At 65.3% G+C, this 17,833-nt stretch carries 11 protein-coding genes, 2 tRNA genes and 2 rRNA genes; 1 reads left to right on the forward strand and 14 read right to left on the reverse strand.

Features of this window, described 5'->3' with window-relative positions; all coding sequences use genetic code 11:
* Positions 1 to 99: 99 nt before the first annotated feature.
* The 7 genes from ACZ5J1_RS09585 to ACZ5J1_RS09615 all read right to left on the reverse strand — a co-directional run bounded on the left by ACZ5J1_RS09585 (position 100) and on the right by ACZ5J1_RS09615 (position 11,275).
* Positions 100 to 3,215: ribosomal RNA gene (locus ACZ5J1_RS09585) — 23S ribosomal RNA — on the reverse strand.
* A 446-nt stretch (positions 3,216 to 3,661) separates the two neighbouring features.
* Positions 3,662 to 5,182 (reverse strand): 16S ribosomal RNA (locus ACZ5J1_RS09590).
* Together the 16S and 23S rRNA genes form the textbook arrangement of a ribosomal RNA operon.
* A 452-nt stretch (positions 5,183 to 5,634) precedes the next feature.
* A complete protein-coding gene (gene tyrS, locus ACZ5J1_RS09595) occupies positions 5,635 to 6,921 on the reverse strand; it encodes a tyrosine--tRNA ligase (protein ID WP_464558138.1) in 1,287 nt (428 codons plus the stop codon).
* A gap of 43 nt (positions 6,922 to 6,964) precedes the next feature.
* A complete protein-coding gene (locus ACZ5J1_RS09600) occupies positions 6,965 to 7,696 on the reverse strand; it encodes a TSUP family transporter (RefSeq protein ID WP_464558140.1) in 732 nt (243 codons plus the stop codon).
* The gene (locus tag ACZ5J1_RS09605; RefSeq protein ID WP_464558142.1) at positions 7,696 to 9,069 is read right to left on the reverse strand and encodes an MFS transporter; all 1,374 of its coding nucleotides are present in this window, start codon (positions 9,067 to 9,069) and stop codon (positions 7,696 to 7,698) included. The genes ACZ5J1_RS09600 and ACZ5J1_RS09605 overlap by 1 nt, the downstream gene beginning before the upstream one ends.
* Positions 9,066 to 9,899, reverse strand: coding sequence for an SDR family NAD(P)-dependent oxidoreductase (locus ACZ5J1_RS09610; RefSeq protein ID WP_464558144.1), 834 nt, complete (start codon positions 9,897 to 9,899; stop codon positions 9,066 to 9,068). The genes ACZ5J1_RS09605 and ACZ5J1_RS09610 overlap by 4 nt, the downstream gene beginning before the upstream one ends.
* Complete coding sequence (locus ACZ5J1_RS09615; RefSeq protein WP_464558146.1) at positions 9,896 to 11,275, reverse strand: flavin-containing monooxygenase; 1,380 nt, start codon at positions 11,273 to 11,275, stop codon at positions 9,896 to 9,898. The genes ACZ5J1_RS09610 and ACZ5J1_RS09615 overlap by 4 nt, the downstream gene beginning before the upstream one ends.
* Positions 11,276 to 11,383: 108 nt before the next feature.
* Between ACZ5J1_RS09615 and ACZ5J1_RS09620 the strand changes: the two genes are divergently transcribed.
* Positions 11,384 to 12,022, forward strand: coding sequence for a TetR/AcrR family transcriptional regulator (locus ACZ5J1_RS09620; protein ID WP_464558148.1), 639 nt, complete (start codon positions 11,384 to 11,386; stop codon positions 12,020 to 12,022).
* A gap of 52 nt (positions 12,023 to 12,074) precedes the next feature.
* Here ACZ5J1_RS09620 and ACZ5J1_RS09625 read toward each other — a convergent pair whose 3' ends face one another.
* The 7 genes from ACZ5J1_RS09625 to ACZ5J1_RS09655 form a co-directional block, all read right to left on the reverse strand.
* Positions 12,075 to 12,977: an alpha/beta hydrolase family protein gene (locus ACZ5J1_RS09625; protein WP_464558150.1), complete on the reverse strand. Its 903-nt coding sequence runs from the start codon at positions 12,975 to 12,977 to the stop codon at positions 12,075 to 12,077.
* A 194-nt stretch (positions 12,978 to 13,171) separates the two neighbouring features.
* Positions 13,172 to 13,245 (reverse strand) — tRNA-Ile (locus ACZ5J1_RS09630).
* Between the two features lie 73 nt (positions 13,246 to 13,318).
* Positions 13,319 to 13,447, reverse strand: a complete 129-nt coding sequence (locus ACZ5J1_RS09635) for a hypothetical protein (RefSeq protein ID WP_464558152.1) — start codon at positions 13,445 to 13,447, stop codon at positions 13,319 to 13,321.
* A gap of 183 nt (positions 13,448 to 13,630) precedes the next feature.
* The gene (locus ACZ5J1_RS09640; protein ID WP_464558154.1) at positions 13,631 to 14,095 is read right to left on the reverse strand and encodes a hypothetical protein; all 465 of its coding nucleotides are present in this window, start codon (positions 14,093 to 14,095) and stop codon (positions 13,631 to 13,633) included.
* A 485-nt stretch (positions 14,096 to 14,580) separates the two neighbouring features.
* A tRNA-Asn gene (locus ACZ5J1_RS09645) sits at positions 14,581 to 14,653 on the reverse strand.
* 73 nt (positions 14,654 to 14,726) lie between these two features.
* A complete protein-coding gene (gene dnaG / locus ACZ5J1_RS09650; RefSeq protein ID WP_464558156.1) occupies positions 14,727 to 16,583 on the reverse strand; it encodes a DNA primase in 1,857 nt (618 codons plus the stop codon).
* A 10-nt stretch (positions 16,584 to 16,593) separates the two neighbouring features.
* Positions 16,594 to 17,829, reverse strand: coding sequence for a deoxyguanosinetriphosphate triphosphohydrolase (locus ACZ5J1_RS09655; RefSeq protein WP_464558158.1), 1,236 nt, complete (start codon positions 17,827 to 17,829; stop codon positions 16,594 to 16,596).
* Positions 17,830 to 17,833 lie beyond the last annotated feature (4 nt).

The raw sequence follows: 17,833 nt of genomic DNA on the forward strand, positions 1-17,833 counted from the left end.
TTAGCTGTTGAGTGGACGCGGGCAACTCTACGCAATTTCAACTCTCCCCGATTGTGGTGGGGAGGGTCTTTGGCGTTTGTTGGTTTTGTTGAGTGCTTGTGTGACAAGCCCTCGGCCTATTAGTACCGGTCGGCTGGGCATTACTGCTGTACACCTCCGGCCTATCAACCCCATGGTCTGTGGGGGGCCTTAACCCATAACGGGTGGGAAACCTCATCTTGAGACGTGCTTCCCGCTTAGATGCGTTCAGCGGTTATCACTTCCGAACGTAGCCAACCAGCCATGCACCTGGCGGTACAACTGGCACACCAGAGGTTCGTCCATCCCGGTCCTCTCGTACTAGGGACAGCCTCTCTCAAGTTTCCTACGCGCGCGGCGGATAGGGACCGAACTGTCTCACGACGTTCTAAACCCAGCTCGCGTGCCGCTTTAATGGGCGAACAGCCCAACCCTTGGGACCTACTCCAGCCCCAGGATGCGACGAGCCGACATCGAGGTGCCAAACCATCCCGTCGATATGGACTCTTGGGGAAGATCAGCCTGTTATCCCCGGGGTACCTTTTATCCGTTGAGCGACGTCGCTTCCACTTGCCGACGCCGGATCACTAGTTCCGACTTTCGTCCCTGCTCGACATGTCTGTCTCACAGTCAAGCTCCCTTGTGCACTTACACTCAACACCTGATTGCCAACCAGGCTGAGGGAACCTTTGAGCGCCTCCGTTACATTTTAGGAGGCAACCGCCCCAGTTAAACTACCCATCAGGCACTGTCCCTGAACCGGATCACGGTCCGAGGTTAGATATCTAATTCGATCAGAGTGGTATTTCAACGTTGACTCCACACATGCTGGCGCATGCACTTCACAGTCTCCCACCTATCCTACACAAACCGAACCAAACACCAATACCAAACTATAGTAAAGGTCCCGGGGTCTTTCCGTCCTGCCGCGCGTAACGAGCATCTTTACTCGTAGTGCAATTTCGCCGAGTCCACGGTTGAGACAGCGCCCAAGTCGTTACTCCATTCGTGCAGGTCGGAACTTACCCGACAAGGAATTTCGCTACCTTAGGATGGTTATAGTTACCACCGCCGTTTACTGGGGCTTAAATTCTGAGCTTCGATATTGCTATCTAACCCGTCCTCTTAACCTTCCAGCACCGGGCAGGAGTCAGTCCGTATACATCGTCTTACGACTTAGCACGGACCTGTGTTTTTAGTAAACAGTCGCTTGGGCCTGGTCTCTGCGGCCCTTCACGCTTCCCCAGCAAGTGGGTTCACGATCCGGGCCCCCCTTCTCCCGAAGTTACGGGGGCATTTTGCCGAGTTCCTTAACCATGGTTCACTCGATCGCCTCGGTATTCTCTACCTGATCACCTGAGTCGGTTTGGGGTACGGGCGGCGCATAGCTCGCTAGAGGTTTTTCTCGACAGCATAGGATCATCGACTTCCCCATACGGGTCCCCATCAGATCTCAAGCTCGTGATCAAACACAGTGTTGCGGATTTGCCTACAACACGCCCTACAACCTTAGCCACGGACTACCATCGCCGTGGATCGACTACCTTCCTGCGTCACCCCATCGCTTGCCTACTACCAGCTCGGGTCATGCGCTACGCACACACGCCGCTCCCGAAGGATTGGTCGCGGTGTTTCGGGCACTTAGCATCACTGGGGTCAGCATGGGCGCTATTTTGCCGGTACGGGAATATCAACCCGTTGTCCATCGACTACGCCTGTCGGCCTCGCCTTAGGTCCCGACTTACCCAGGGCAGATTAGCTTGACCCTGGAACCCTTGATCAATCGGCGGATATGTTTCTCACATATCATTCGCTACTCATGCCTGCATTCTCACTCGTGTGGCATCCACGGCTGGATCACTCCGCCGCTTCACTCGCCACACGACGCTCCCCTACCCATCCACACAACTGGACCAACCTTCCGGCGGCCTGTCTTATGTGAATGCCATAGCTTCGGTGGATAACTTGAGCCCCGCTACATTGTCGGCGCGGAATCACTTGACCAGTGAGCTATTACGCACTCTTTCAAGGGTGGCTGCTTCCAAGCCAACCTCCTGGTTGTCACTGCGACTCCACATCCTTTTCCACTTAGTTATCGCTTAGGGACCTTAGCTGATGATCTGGGCTGTTTCCCTCTCGACAATGGAGCTTATCCCCCACTGTCTCACTGCTGCGCTCTCACTTACCGGCATTCGGAGTTTGGCTAACGTCAGTAACCTGGTAGGGCCCATCGGCTATCCAGTGCTCTACCTCCGGCAAGAAACACGCAACGCTGCACCTAAATGCATTTCGGGGAGAACCAGCTATCACGGAGTTTGATTGGCCTTTCACCCCTATCCACAGGTCATCCCCTCCATTTTCAACTGAAGTGGGTTCGGTCCTCCACGACGTCTTACCGTCGCTTCAACCTGCCCATGGATAGATCACTCCGCTTCGGGTCTAGAGCGTGCGACTAAAACACCCTATTCGGATTCGCTTTCGCTACGGCTACCCCACACGGGTTAACCTCGCCACACACCGCTAACTCGCAGGCTCATTCTTCAAAAGGCACGCTATCACCCAACCAAACGGCAGGCTCTAACGGATTGTAGGCACACGGTTTCAGGTACTATTTCACTCCCCGCCAGGGGTACTTTTCACCTTTCCCTCACGGTACTGGTCCGCTATCGGTCATCAAGGAGTATTTAGGCTTAACAGGTGGTCCTGCCAGATTCACACGCCATTCCAGGAGTAGCGTGTTACTTGGGAACACTCTCAACAGACTCGAACTTACGACTACGGGACTATCACCCACTACGGTGCAGCTTTCCAACTGCCTCGCCCTCACTCGAGTTTTCTTACTGTTTCGCAGACCGGCAGATCTACACGAAAGGTCCCACGACCCCGCACACGCAACCCCTGCCGGGTATCACACGTATACGGTTTAGCCTCATCCGATTTCGCTCGCCACTACTCTCGGAATCACTCTTGTTTTCTCTTCCTGTGGGTACTGAGATGTTTCACTTCCCCACGTTCCCTCCACACGCCCTATATATTCAGGCGCGGGTACCACGACATGACTCGTGGTGGGTTCCCCCATTCGGACACCCCCGGATCAACGCTTCGTTGCCAACTCCCCAGGGCTTATCGCAGGCTCGTACGTCCTTCATCGGCTCTTGATGCCAAGGCATCCACCATGTGCCCTTCATAGCTTGTCGCACAAACACTCAACAAAAACAACAACCACCACCCACACTGTGAGCAGCACATGCGTCTCGTTGAATGCTGATTAGATCAACAAAACTCAACTACAAAAGACCAGACAAGACACTTAACTGTGATCTCATCTATTTCAAAATTGCTTACAAGATGCTCGCGTCCACTATCCAACAACCAAACAACACACCCACACCAACCATCAACCAGCAATACCGGCATCCGCGTCGATCGGGCAGCTGAGTCACACGCTTGCGGCGTGATTCCTCAGAACCCCAACAGTGTGCTTGGACAACCAACCCCTACCCCGTTCAATGAGCTTTCCACTCCCTTACGGGTTGTACTAACCATGATCGGATCAGAGCTGGCTCTTTCATCGACGATTCCACTAGTGAACACCACGATTCCACCCGAACATTCGCCGGGTGCGAGTGTGTGTGCTCCTTAGAAAGGAGGTGATCCAGCCGCACCTTCCGGTACGGCTACCTTGTTACGACTTCGTCCCAATCGCCAACCCCACCTTCGACGGCTCCCTCCCACAAGGGGTTAGGCCACCGGCTTCGGGTGTTGCCGACTTTCGTGACGTGACGGGCGGTGTGTACAAGGCCCGGGAACGTATTCACCGCAGCGTTGCTGATCTGCGATTACTAGCGACTCCGACTTCATGGGGTCGAGTTGCAGACCCCAATCCGAACTGAGACCGGCTTTTTCCGATTCGCTCCCCCTCACGGGATCGCAACGGTTTGTACCGGCCATTGTAGCATGCGTGAAGCCCTGGACATAAGGGGCATGATGACTTGACGTCATCCCCACCTTCCTCCGAGTTGACCCCGGCAGTCTCCCATGAGTCCCCGGCATTATCCGCTGGCAACATAGGACGAGGGTTGCGCTCGTTGCGGGACTTAACCCAACATCTCACGACACGAGCTGACGACAGCCATGCACCACCTGTATACGAGTATCAAAGAGACCCACATCTCTGCAGGCTTCCCGTATATGTCAAACCCAGGTAAGGTTCTTCGCGTTGCATCGAATTAATCCGCATGCTCCGCCGCTTGTGCGGGCCCCCGTCAATTCCTTTGAGTTTTAGCCTTGCGGCCGTACTCCCCAGGCGGGGCGCTTAATGCGTTAGCTGCGGCACGGAACACGTGGAATGTGTCCCACACCTAGCGCCCAACGTTTACGGTGTGGACTACCAGGGTATCTAATCCTGTTCGCTCCCCACACTTTCGCTCCTCAGCGTCAGGTAATTCCCAGAGAACCGCCTTCGCCACCGGTGTTCCTCCTGATATCTGCGCATTTCACCGCTACACCAGGAATTCCGTTCTCCCCTGAATACCTCAAGTCTGCCCGTATCGAAAGCAAGCCCAGAGTTAAGCCCTGGGTTTTCACTCCCGACGCAACAAACCGCCTACGAGCCCTTTACGCCCAATAATTCCGGACAACGCTCGGACCCTACGTATTACCGCGGCTGCTGGCACGTAGTTGGCCGGTCCTTCTTCTGTGCATACCGTCACTTGCGCTTCGTCTGCACTGAAAGAGGTTTACAACCCGAAGGCCGTCATCCCTCACGCGGCGTTGCTGGATCAGGCTTCCGCCCATTGTCCAATATTCCCCACTGCTGCCTCCCGTAGGAGTCTGGGCCGTGTCTCAGTCCCAGTGTGGCCGGTCACCCTCTCAGGCCGGCTACCCGTCGAAGCCTTGGTGAGCCATTACCTCACCAACAAGCTGATAGGCCGCGAGCACATCCTGTACCGAAAAAACTTTCCAAACCCAACCATGCGATCAGATTTCATATCCGGTATTAATCTCAGTTTCCCAAGGCTATCCCAGAGTACAGGGCAGATTACTCACGTGTTACTCACCCGTTCGCCGCTCGAGTACCCCCGAAAGGGCCTTTCCGCTCGACTTGCATGTGTTAAGCACGCCGCCAGCGTTCGTCCTGAGCCAGGATCAAACTCTCCGTAGAAAACTACAAAAAATTATCTTCCCGACAGGAGATCACTGACTAACACCACCACCAAGGCGGTGATGCCAATTGTCAGAATCATTGTCAAAGAAATCCATCAACCAACACCAGCCAAAAGCTGACATCAGTCGACGGGTTACAAACTAATTCGTCGACTATCCAAACACACTGTTGAGTTCTCAAGAATCACACACACACTGCGGCTCGAAACCTTGCGGCTTCTCCCCTTCAGGGCTTGTCGTAAAACTTAGCGGGCTTTCCGTTTCCGACCTAATCGGCAACCTTCCACCCACACCCACCGACACTTCACCTAAGCGAAGAGTGGTTGGTGGCCGATCCCGGGGCCGGAAGCCCTACCCGAGAGGGTCTTGCTCCCCGCCGCTCCGTTCGCGACTCAGAGAACATTAGACACATCCCCCGGATCGCACAAATCGGGGCGATCCACGCTCAGATCAGGGCGCGGAGACGACCTCGACGCCCGCGAACTTCTTCTTCCCGCGGCGCAGGACGAGCCACGCTCCGCCGATCAGGTCGGCCTCGGCGACGACGGCCTCGGCGTCCTCGACACGGACGTTGTTGACGTACGCGCCGCCCTCCCCGATCGTGCGTCGCGCCTCGCCACGGCTGGCGGCCAGACCGGTGTCGACGAGGAGGTCGACGACGCTCGGGAGCGCCTCGCCCCGCTCGACCTGGACAGCACCGGCTTCGCGCAGGGCGGCGGCGAGCGTCGCCGTACTCAAGACGTCGAAGTCGCCGCCACCGAAGAGCGCTGCTGCCGCGGCCTTGGCCTGCTCCGTCTCGGCAGCACCGTGCACGAGCGTGGTCATGTGGTCCGCGAGTGCCTTCTGTCCGGCCCGCAGGAAGGGCTTCTCCGCCGTCGTGGCCTCGAGCTCCTCGATCTCCTCGTGGGAGAGGAACGTGAAGACGCGCAGGAGCTCGCCGACCTTCACGTCCTCGACGTTGAGCCAGAACTGGTGGAAGGCGTAGGGCGACATCATCGTCGGGTCGAGCCAGAGCGCACCGCCCTCGGTCTTGCCGTACTTGGTGCCGTCGGACTTGGTGATCAGCGGCGTGGTGAAGGCGTGCGCGTGTCCCCCGGCCGCGCGACGGATCAGCTCGACGCCGCCGGTGATGTTCCCCCACTGGTCCGAGCCGCCGAACTGCAGCGTCACTCCGTGGTCGCGGAAGAGCTGGAGGTAGTCCATCGACTGGAGCAGCACGTAGGAGAACTCGGTGTAGGTGATGCCGTCGGCCGAGTCGAGGCGACGCTTCACGGTCTCGCGGGCCAACATCCGGCTGATCGGGAAGTGCTTGCCGATGTCGCGGAGGAAGTCGATCGTCGACAGACCCTCGGTCCAGTCGTAGTTGTTCACCATCGTCGCGGCGTTGTCGCCCTCGAAGGAGACGAACGGCTCGATCTGGCGGCGGACGTTGGCGACCCACTGCTGGACCGTGTCGAGCGTGTTCAAGGTGCGCTCGCCGGAGTCGCGCGGGTCACCGATCATCCCAGTGGCTCCGCCGACCAGCATGAACGGCGTGTGGCCGCCGCGCTGGAGTCGCATCGCGGTCACGATCTGGAGCAGGTTGCCCATGTGCAGGCTGGGCGCCGTCGGGTCGAAGCCGATGTAGAACTTGACGCTCCCGCCGTTGAGCGCGTCGCGCAGGGCGTCACGGTCGGTCGAGTCGGCGATGAGTCCACGCCACTCGAGGTCGTCAAGGAGAGTCTGGTCGGTCAACACGCAGGACAGCCTACGGTCGCTCGCCCGCCGGGCGTGCACGGGCTCACACGGCTCCGGCGACCAGGGCGACGCCTCCGAGCAGCGAGATCAGCAGCACACCGCGGCGAGCCAGGTCGGCGGCCACCCGGCGGGCCGCGACCAGCCCGGCGATCGATCCGATCGCCAGGGCGACCAGGGCGTTCCAGCCGGGCCAGACCACGCCGAGGAGGAGCGCGGTCGCGACGTTCTGGGCGAGGAAGAAGGCGGCCAGGGTGCCGCGGGAGCGGCGGGGTGACCATTCGGTGTTGGCGGCGTACATCCCGATCGGGGGTCCACCGACGCCGCCGATCACGTTGAGCGTGGCACTGCCCATCCCCGTCACGACCAGGCCGACCGGGCGACGCAGCCACGGGGAACGCCACCCGCTCGCGAGCATCCCCACCCCGGTCATCACGCCCAGGCCGGCGGCGAGCTCGAGGCCCGAGCCGCCGATCCCCCACAGGTGGTGCCCGATGACCAGCGCGACCACCGGGGTCCAGGCCAGCGTGGGCAGCAGCAGGCCGACCACGGACCCGACGTGCACGTGCCGCCACTCCGCGGCCAGGGGCAGCAGCGAGGCGACGGCTGCGAGAGCGAGAACCACACCGACGCCGGCGGCGGGCCCGAGGGCCGCCACCAGCGCGGGTGCAGCAACCAGCGAGAAGCCCATCCCGGTCGAGGCCTGGGCGAAGGCGCCGACGGCGATGCTCGCCAGCGCCAGCAGGAGCAGCGGCGAGGTGCTGGTCAGGGAGAGCATCACTCCTGGCCGAGGCGGCAACGCGTCTGGATCGCCAGGGCAGCACTCATCAGGACGGCCGGCAGCACGGTGAACCCGAGGGTCAGCCCGTCCACCGCGGCCCCGGTCTGGTGGACCTGATCGCCTCCGGTGCTGGAGACGAACCCGACTCCCGCGAGGACGGCGGCGTAGAGATAGGGACCCAGTGCGGTGCCGGTCGCCTCCGTCGCGGTCCAGACCCCGGTGTAGGCACCGGCCCGCGCCTCGCCGCGGCGCTCGGCCGAGGCGACCGCGTCGGGGACCATCGAGAAGGCGAAGAGCTGCAGGCCCGAGAAGGCGACCCCGAGCGCGGTGATCACCGCGACGGTGACGGCGACCGGGACGCTGCTCCCCGCGACCAGGGCGAGCGAGCCCGCGATGAAGATCGCCTGGCAGATCACCAGTCCGCGCTGCTTGCCGATCCGGCGCGAGACGGCCAGCCAGCACGGGCCGGCGAGCACGGCCGGCGCGAGGAACGCGCCGGTGAAGACCGCCGTCAGTGCGGTGTCGTCGAAGACGTAGTCGGCGTAGTACGGGACGCCGGCCAGGAAGAGGTGGGTCGTCGTCCCCGTGAACAGGTAGGCGAGGACCAGCATCCGGAAGTCCCGGTCGCTCCACGCCAGGCGCAGGTCGGCGTGGGTCGAGGTGCGCTCCCCCACCTGCGGGGTCCGGAACCCGGCGACCTCGGTCAGGCGACGTACGCCGCGCAGCGCGATCAGGGCCGAGACCAGCATCACGACGCCGAGGATCGCCGCCATCCGGACGTAGTCGGCCCGGGCCTCGCTGGCCACCATGGCGGGTGCCGCGACGCCGGCCCCCAGCAGGCCGAGCGTGAGGAACAGCATCCGGAACATGAAGACCCGGGTGCGCTCGTGGTAGCCGATCTCGAGGTCCGAGGGCGTGGTCAGGTACGGCACCTGGAAGGTCGCGAAGAGCAGGTTGCCGACCACGAACCAGCCGCCGACCCAGGCAGCGGCGGCCGCCCCGGTCCAGCCGCTCGGGACGGCGAACATCGCCACCATGGCCGCACCGAGGAGGAGCCCGCCGCGCATCATCCGGCGACGGTGCCCGAGTCGACGGGCCTCCCGGTCCGAGCGATTGCCCAGGATCGGGTGCACGACGACGTCGATCGCCTTGGGCAGCAGCAGGGTCAGGCCGGCCAGCATCGCCGGCACGGCCAGGATGTCGGTCAGGAAGTAGAGCAGCAGCAGGCCCGGAACCGTGACCCACACGCCCATGCCGATCGACCCGGAGGCGAACGCGCTCAGCACGCCGGCGCCCGGACGGCCGTGGTCGACCGAGGGGGTCTCCGTGCCAGGCACCATGCCAGGCTCCACGGCGGTCGACTCGCTCATCGCCCGGCTCCGTGACGCTCACGGACGCCGGCGGCCAGGTCGGCGCCGTCGAAGGCGCCGTCCGCAGCTCGCTCAGCCAGGGTCTTGGCCACGATCCGGTCGCTGAGCCACGGCAGGTGGCGGGCCATGAAGAACTCGATCGCGCCCTTGCGGGTCGTCGTGACGTCGCGGCGGGGGCGTCGGGCCAGCCCGGCGAGCAGGATCGCGTCCACGACACCGTCGAGCGGCTCGTAGGTACTCATCCCCTCCAGCGAGAGGCCGGCGGCCTTGGTCGAGTCGTGGATCGGGCTCCGCACCGCGGAGGGATACACGCAGGTGACGCCGACGTGGGTGCCGAGCTCGAGCCGGAGCGCGTCGGCGTACGCGACCATCGCTCGCTTCGAGGCGCCGTAGGCCGCGGCCAGGGGCAGCTGCAGGACGGCCATCCGGGAGGAGACCATGACGACCCGTCCCCGGGCGGCGACGAGGGCCTCCACGCACGCCGCGGTCACCCGCCAGGTGCCCAGCAGGTTGATCTCGAGCTGTCGACGGACCTCGTCGGACGGGGAGAGCTCGGCCGGGGCGGGTCCGCCGACGCCGGCGTTGTTGACCAGCAGGTCGAGCCGGCCGCCCAGGCGGGTGAGGGCCTCGGCGACGCCGGACTCGACGCTGCCGTCATCGGTGATGTCGCAGCTGACCACCGGGAAGGCCTCGCGCCCGGTCGGGGCACGGTCCAGACCGACCACGACGGCTCCGGCCTCGACCAGACGTCGGCCGAGCTCGGCTCCGATCGTGCCCGAGGCTCCGGTGATCAGGACCCGGAGTCCGGTCGCGGACTTCATGCGGCTCATGCGGAGGTCTCCTTGAGGCTGGGGGTGGTGCTCGGGTGGTAGGTCGGGGCGCCGCTCGCCGCGCGGCGGACACCCGCGGCGATCTCACGCGGGAGGTCGGCGACGTAGTCGTCGAAGTCGATCCGCATCATGGGCCGCTTCTGACCCCACCGGGCTTGGGCCGCGCGGTGGGCTCGCTCCACCGCGGCGCGCTGGCGCTCGCCGGTCGGCAGCGCGTACCGGCCGCCGAGGTAGGCGGCGACCAGCTTGCCCTGGGCCTCGACGACGGGCAGCGCGGCACCGGTGGACTGCATCAGTCCGACGAAGGCGAGGGTCGGCTCGTCGAGGTGGAAGACGCGTCGGTAGAGCGCCATCGCCTCGGGGTCCTCCCCCAGCCACTGCTCGGAGAGGAACGGGATCGTGACCCGGTAACCGGTGGCCCAGACCAGGACGTCGACCCGCTCGCGGCGACCGTCGGTGAACACCACGTCGCTGCCGTCGAAGTACTCGATCCCCGGGCGGGCGACCACCTCGCCGTGCGTCAGGCGGTGCAGGATCGTGTCGCTGATCGTCGGGTGGTTCTGGAACAGCCCACCAGCCGGAGCCGGGAGACCGTAGCTCTCCGGGGTGCCGACGGCGAGCTTCAGCATCGTCTGGGCGATCCGCTGGCGGACCTGCCACGGCAGCGCCTTGAGCGCCGCGCCGGTGGCGTCGGCGGGGCGACCGAAGAGGTACTTCGGCACGATGTGGACGCCGTGACGGGCCGAGAGCAGCACCGGCCCGTTCGAGACCTGGGAGGCGTCGACGGCGATGTCCATCGCGGAGTTGCCCATCCCGACGACCATGACCCGCTTGCCCCGGAACAGCTCCGGGTCGCGGTAGTCGTGGGCGTGCATCTGGGTGCCGGCGAAGGCACCGGGGTAGGTCGGCGAGGGCCAGCGCGGGTCCCAGTTGTGCCCGTTGGCCACCACGACGGCGTCGTACCGTCCGGTGGTGCCGTCGTCGAGGGTGATCACCCACTCCTCGCCCTCGCGCTCGACCTGGGCGACCGTCGTGCCGAAGCGGATCCGCTCGGTGACGCCGAACTCGGCGGCGTAGTCGGCGAGGTAGCCGGCCACGAGCCCGGCGGCCGGGTAGTCCGGCCAGTCGGCGGGCATCGGGTAGTCGGCGAACTCGGTCCGGCCCTTGCTGGTGTTGAGGTGCAGGCTGCCGTAGGCCGAGGCCAGGCCGCTGGAGTTGTCCTGCAGCCAGAGCCCGCCGGGGCGGTCGCCCTTCTCGAAGACAGTCACCTCGACGCCCTCGTCCAGCAGTGCCTTCGCCGCCGCCAGGCCGGCTGCACCGGCTCCGATGACGGCAGCGGTCCGCGCCTGCGTGTGCTCTCCGTGTGCTGCGTTCATGCGATCCCTCCCCTTGTGATCCACGTCTCATTCAATCGCATGATGGAGAGGATTCACAATCCCCATCATTCGATTGATCAGGGAGCGGGCGTGCACTAGCCTCCGAGCATGTCGGTCACCTCCGAGCAGGGCGCGTCCAGTCGCGATCGGATCGTCGAGGTCGCCATGCGGCTCTTCGCCGAGCAGGGGTACGACGCCACCAGCACGCGCGCGATCGGCGAGGCCGTCGGGCTCAACATCGCGACCGTCGCGTACCACGTCGGCGGGAAGGCCGACCTGTACCGCGAGGTGATGCGCCAGGCCCATCTCGCCCAGCGCGAGGTCGTCAGCGGCGCGCTGATCGAGCTGGGCTCAGCCGGTTCGTCGACCGAGGAGGCGCGGGCGGCTCTCCTCGGTTTCGTCGACGCGTACCTGGACTTCTGTCTGGAGCACCCCGTGGTGCCGGCGCTCTGGATGCGCCGCTGGCTCTCCGACGGCGCGATCGCCGAGGAGGCGGAGGCGGAGTTCGCCGGCCCGCTGGCGGCGGAGGTCGGGACGATCGTGCGCGGCGTGCTCGACCGGGCCGGACTGGCTCCCGACCTCGACGTCGACCTGCTGGTCTACGAGATCGTCTGGTCGTGCCACTCGTTCAGCCGTGGCGGCGTCGTCACCGCCGACGGCACCCGGACCCGGATCACGGATCCGCAGATGCTGGCCCGCTTCCGCGCGCACCTGCACGCCGTGGTCAGCGGACTGTTGCTCTCGTAGAACGAGTCAGGCGGAGGCCGACGCCGTTGTCGACCTCCGCCCGTTTCCCGGGTCAGGGCGTGGTGGTGACCGTGACCAGGGAGTCGGCGGCGTCGCCCGTGGAGTTCACGTACGTCGACGCGGCGGCGTCACCGAGCTGAGCACGCAGCCACAGGGCGGCCCAGCGTGCGGCCTCCTCGATGCTCTGCGCCTGGGTGAGCGCCTGGGTGTTCACCTCGGCCTCAGCGCCCGAGGGGCTCTGGACGTCGGTGATGCCGTAGTGGTTGGCACCGGAGAGACGGACGATCTGCTTGCGTCCGTTCTGGATCGCCGCGTAGGCGCTCTCCGCCTGGGCCGGCTCGGCCATGCCGTCGGACTGACCCTGGACCAGCTGGATCGGGATCCGGTTGTCGATCGCCGGGTAGAGCCCCAGGATCGCGTTGTTGGTGCCGTAGAACGACCCCGCCTTGACCGCTGCGGGCAGCGAGAAGGTCAGGGTCGTGCAGAACGGGATCGAGCACTTGCTCTCCGCGATCGAGAGGCCGGTGGCCCCACCGAACGAGTGACCGAGCAGCACCATCGTCGCGGTGTCGATGTGGCCGGCGAGTGGCGAGGACGCGGTGCCGTTCTCCGTCGCCATCCAGGACAGCGTCTCCCCGACCTGGCTGGTCGAGGTGTAGTAGTCGGTGTCGAAGAAGTTGAGCCGCTTGTGGTTCGGGGTGACCACGATGAAGCCGTACGACGCCACGGCGGCGGCGTACTGGCTGTAGTACTGCCGGTGCACCTTCCCGCCCTGGAGCAGCAGCGCCACGGGAAGCTTCCCGCTGACGTTGGTCGGGTAGTACACGTTGGTGCCGTCGTTGACGATCTTGCTCTGGTAGGTCGACACGGCGACCGGCTGAAGCGGAGAAGCGGGATCATCAGCCTGCGCAGCGAGCGGCGCGACGGCCGACGCGGCGAGGGCACTGACGGACACGGACAGTGCAGCGAGAGCTACACGGAGGCGGGGCGAACGAGCCATCTTGAAACACCTTTCCTAGATCATATATCGGATAGCAAAGCGCCCCAGGGTGGCGGACCGAGCACGGTCAGCGCTAGTGGGGATCTCGACATACGAGTCAGGGCGCAGAAAACCCCCAACCGCCACGGGACGGGTGGGGGTTTGCGGGGTAGGGCGGGTCGGACTTGAACCGACGGCCCAGGGATTATGAGTCCCCTGCTCTAACCAACTGAGCTACCGCCCCGAGGCACCCGCACGTCGGCGAGTGACTCCGCCGGAAACCTATCGTTTCCGGCCGACGATGCACGAAGCGCCCGTCACTCGATGGTCACCGTCAGGTGGGAACGGTGGAAGTCGACCAGACCGGCCGGGGCGTCCGTCTCAGTCCAGACCTGACCGTCGCCCCGACTCCAGTCGAGAGAGGTGCCCGCGAAGGCATCCTTCATGAGCGCCTGCCGGCCTTTTCCTCGGCCTTGAGTATTGACCTCAACGGACGCCCGCACCGCCTCGTCTGCTCCCCGCTACGCCCTGCCCGAGGGATCCCCCTTTTGATACCGAGTCGATCGCCCAAGCCCGCACTGACGAAGGAGCCTCCGTTACACGGAGACCCACGGGACCTGACTAGGAGTTCAGAACGAACGATCAGTCGTGACTTCGGTCGTCACGCCGTTTCTCGCGAGGGCTTCGGCGAGGTCGTCGTGGAACTTCTGCGCGGCCTCGGCGCCCCACAACATCACGTGTGGAAGCTCCTTGAGCCGGCCGACCAGTTGCTCCGGTCGTTTCGTCCAGCACCGGACCATCGGCGGCACGGTCCAGAACCCCAAGACCGAGATGGCGAAGATGACATTGCGCCATGTGGCGCGACCACACACCTGGATCGTCGTGTAGTCCGTCGCATCGACATCACGAACAAGGCGTCGACCCCGAAAGACCAGGATGTGTGTGCCGTCCACCACATACCGGACACTCCCTTGCCAAATGCCCCAGGCCATCACGAACGCGATGGCGATCGGCAGGAGACACACGAAGATCGCTGTCACGAAGGCGAAGACCTCAAACGCAGTCAGTTCGTCGCCCCCGCCGATCAGCAGCACAGGACCGAAAAACAGTCCAGGACTTGCGGCGACAAGGGGACACATCAGGAGAACTCGCCACACCTCGTCCAGGCGGCCCCGAGCTACGAGAACCGGACCACCCGGGGGCACTGCGACGTCAGCAGCACCAGCCAGAGGGACGTTACTCACGAAGGCAGATCGTAGGCGCAGGCCGTCGCACTGAGGCCATCGGTAGCCAACCGTCTATCACTTCGGCAGTCGCCAACCCCCACCTCGGGGGAGGGTTGAGGCACGGGAGCACCTGGCCATTGACCTGGCTCACAGAAAACGGGTGCGTTGCGTGTACACCTTGGCATCACACCGACGGCTCGGCCGTCCGATGACGCCACATCAAGTAGCCGGGACCGGCGCACGGCGGGATGTCGAGTCACCAAGCCCGCACCAAATCAGCCACGCGAACTTCCGCCCGAACAGACCAGAGGCCCTTCCCGACGAACGGAGAGGGCCTCTGACCTGCGTTATTGCTCCCCCGGCTGGACTCGAACCAGCAACCCTTCGATTAACAGTCGAATGCTCTGCCAATTGAGCTACAGGGGAATGCTTTGCAGCGGGCGAAACAGTAGCAAGTCCGGTCGGCGCATCCGAAATCGGGGGGCCTCCCTGGCGTGGATCAGGAGGCGAGGTCGTCGCGGAGCGCGCGGCGCTCCTGCTCCAACGCGGACAGCTCCCCCGCGGCCTTGAAATACGCGTCCAGGTCCGAGGGGTCGGTGCGCTGGAGACGCGAGTGCGCGTCGGCGATCCGGCGCGAGACGGTGGCCTCCCGCAGTCGCGAGACGATCTCCCGGACGTACCCGGAGTCGGCACTCTTGGTGGTGATCGACTCGACGGTCAGCGCGGACAGCAGCGGCAGGAGACGCTCGTCGGTGCAGCGCGAGCGGAGCGTCGTCGCCCACTGCGGGTCGCCGGAACCGACGACGACACCCCCGGCGTCGGCCATCAGCTTCCACACGGCGCGGTAGGCCGGGTGGGTGAAGTCCTCGGGTCCGATGCTGGCGGTCAGGCTGCCGATCACGACCGGCGTCTGGATCAGGGCCTTGAGCGCCTCCCGTTCCAGCGCGAACCGCGGGTCCCGGGCGTCGGGCAGGACGGCGGCGGGGCGCGGCGGCGCCGGCGGAGCGGCACGGTCCGCGGCCGCCGAGCTGCTGCGCTTCTCCCCCGCGGCCCGACGTACGGCGCCCTGGGCACTGTCGATGTCGACCCCGACCAGCCCGGCCAGCTCGCGGGTGAACTCGCCGACCTTGGCCTGGTCCCGCACGGCGGAGACGAGCTGCGCCCCGGCCCGGAGCGCGTCCACCCGGCCGTCGGCCCGGTCGAGGTCGTAGCGGGTGACGACGTTGCGCAGCACGAACTGGTACAGCGGCGTCCGGGCGTCGACGAGCGTCCGCACCGCCTCGTCGCCCTCCTTCATCCGCAGGTCGTTGGGGTCCAGACCGTCCGGGGCGACCGCCACGTAGGTCGGTGAGTGGAAGTCCGCGTCGGCGGAGAAGACCTTCATCGCCGCCGCCTGTCCGGCCGCGTCCCCGTCGAAGGTGAAGATGATCTCGCCGGTGGCGCCCTCGTAGTCCCCCATCAGCCGGCGCAGCACCTTGCCGTGGTCGGCGGTGAACGCCGTGCCGCAGGTGGCGATCGCGGTCGTCACGCCAGCCAGCTGGCAGGCCATCACGTCGGTGTAGCCCTCGACGACGACCGCGCGGTGGGTGAGCTGCAGACCCTTGCGCGCCAGGTCGATGCCGTAGAGCACCTGGTTCTTCTTGTAGATCGGCGTCTCGGAGGTGTTGATGTACTTCCCCGAGATCCGGTCGTCCTCGAACAGCTTCCGGGCGCCGAAGCCGATCACGTCCCCGTTGGACTCACGGATCGGCCAGATCACGCGGCCCTCGAACCGGGACTTGCCCCACTGTCCGAGGATCCCAGCGACGACGAGGTCCTCCTCACGGAAGCCACGGCCACGCAGGTGCTGCGCCAGCAGCTTCCCGTCGCGCGGGGCGTACCCGACGCCGAACTGGGCGGCGGCCTCCTGGTCGAACCCCTTCTCGGCGAGGAACCGGCGCGCGGCGACCGCGTCCGGGGTGACCAGCTGCTCGGCGAAGTACTCCTGCGCGACCTTGTGCGCCTCGACCAGCACGCCGCGGCCGGGGCCGCGACGTTCCTGGGGCGCGCCGCCGTCCTCCCGGACGAGGGCGACACCTGACTTGTCGGCGAGTCGTTCGATGGTCTCGGTGAAGCTCAGCCCGTCGATCTTCTGGATGAAGGAGATGACGTCGCCGCCCTCCTGACACCCGAAGCAGTGGAAGGTCTGGCGGGACGGGTTGACGTTGAAGCTCGGCGACTTCTCGTCGTGGAACGGGCACAGGCCCTGGAGGTTGGACCCGGAGCGGCGCAGCGACACGTAGTCGCCGATGATGTCCTCGATCTTCGCCTTCTCACGGACCTCAGCGATGCTCTTGTCGCTGATCCGGCCGGCCATGGCGGGAACTCTACTTCCCGGAGCGGACCAAGCGGGTATGCCAGTCCACCGCCGTCACGTCGGTCAGGGAGGCGACCTGGTCGATCACCACGCGGCGCCGCCCGGCGTCGTCGCCGGCTGCGCTCCAGTCGTCGGCGAAGGCACGGTCGAGAGCGTCGGGTCCGCGCTCGGTGAGAGCCTCGACCAGCTCGCTCAGCAGGTCGCGCTGACGAGCCTGCAGCTGCTGCCGGCCCTCCGACAGCATCACGTAGTGGGTGGCGATCGCCTTGAGCATCGCGATCTCCAGCAGTGTCGCCTCGGGCAGGACCAGCGAGCCTCGGTGACGGATCAGCGTCGTGCCGGCCGGGGTCGCGCCCTGCACCGCGCCGCAGAACCGGCCGATCACGTCGCTGGTCAGGTTCTTCAGGGCCGCCAGGGCACGTCGTGAGCCGTCGTACGACGCCGGGGGCCAGCTGCCGACGGCTCGCAGCCCCGCCAGCGCCTCACCGAGGTCCTCGGGGCGGGCTGTCGGGAGGTACCACTCCCGGGCGACGGCGATGATCGCCTCGGCGTCGAGGTCGGTCAGGTCGATCCGGCCGGCCACGACCCCGTCCTCGACGTCGTGCACCGAGTAGGCGACGTCGTCGGCGAGGTCCATCACCTGGGCCTCGATGCTGCGTCCCTCCCCGGCGACCCCCGCGCGCATCCAGGTGAAGATCGGCAGGTCGTCGGTGTAGACCCCGAACTTGCGACGCTCGGGTCCGGCGGGCCACGGGTACTTGGTGCAGGCGTCGAGGGTCGCCCGGGTCAGGTTGAGCCCGACCGAGCCGTGCTCGTCGAAGGTCTTGGCCTCGAGCCGGGTCAGGATCCGCAACGTCTGGGCGTTGCCCTCGAAACCACCGATCCCGGCAGCCAGCTCGTGCAGCACGTCCTCGCCGTTGTGCCCGAACGGCGGGTGGCCGAGGTCGTGGGCCAGCGCGGCGGTCTCGGTCAGGTCGGCCAGGTCGGAGCCACCCTCACCGAGGGCCCGGGAGAGGTCGCGCGCGATCTGGGCGACCTCGAGGCTGTGGGTGAGGCGGTTGCGGACGAAGTCGTCCGACTGCGGCCCGACCACCTGGGTCTTGGCGGCCAGACGACGCGAGGAGGCGGCGTGCACGACCCGGGCCCGGTCACGCTCGAAGGCGGTCCGGATCGGAGCGTCGACCCGCTTGGGCGGCTCGTCCACCACGCGTTCACGATCGTGCGCGGTGTAGGGGCCCTGGGTCACGCCG

The sequence above is a fragment of the Nocardioides sp. JCM 18999 genome (assembly GCF_055391175.1).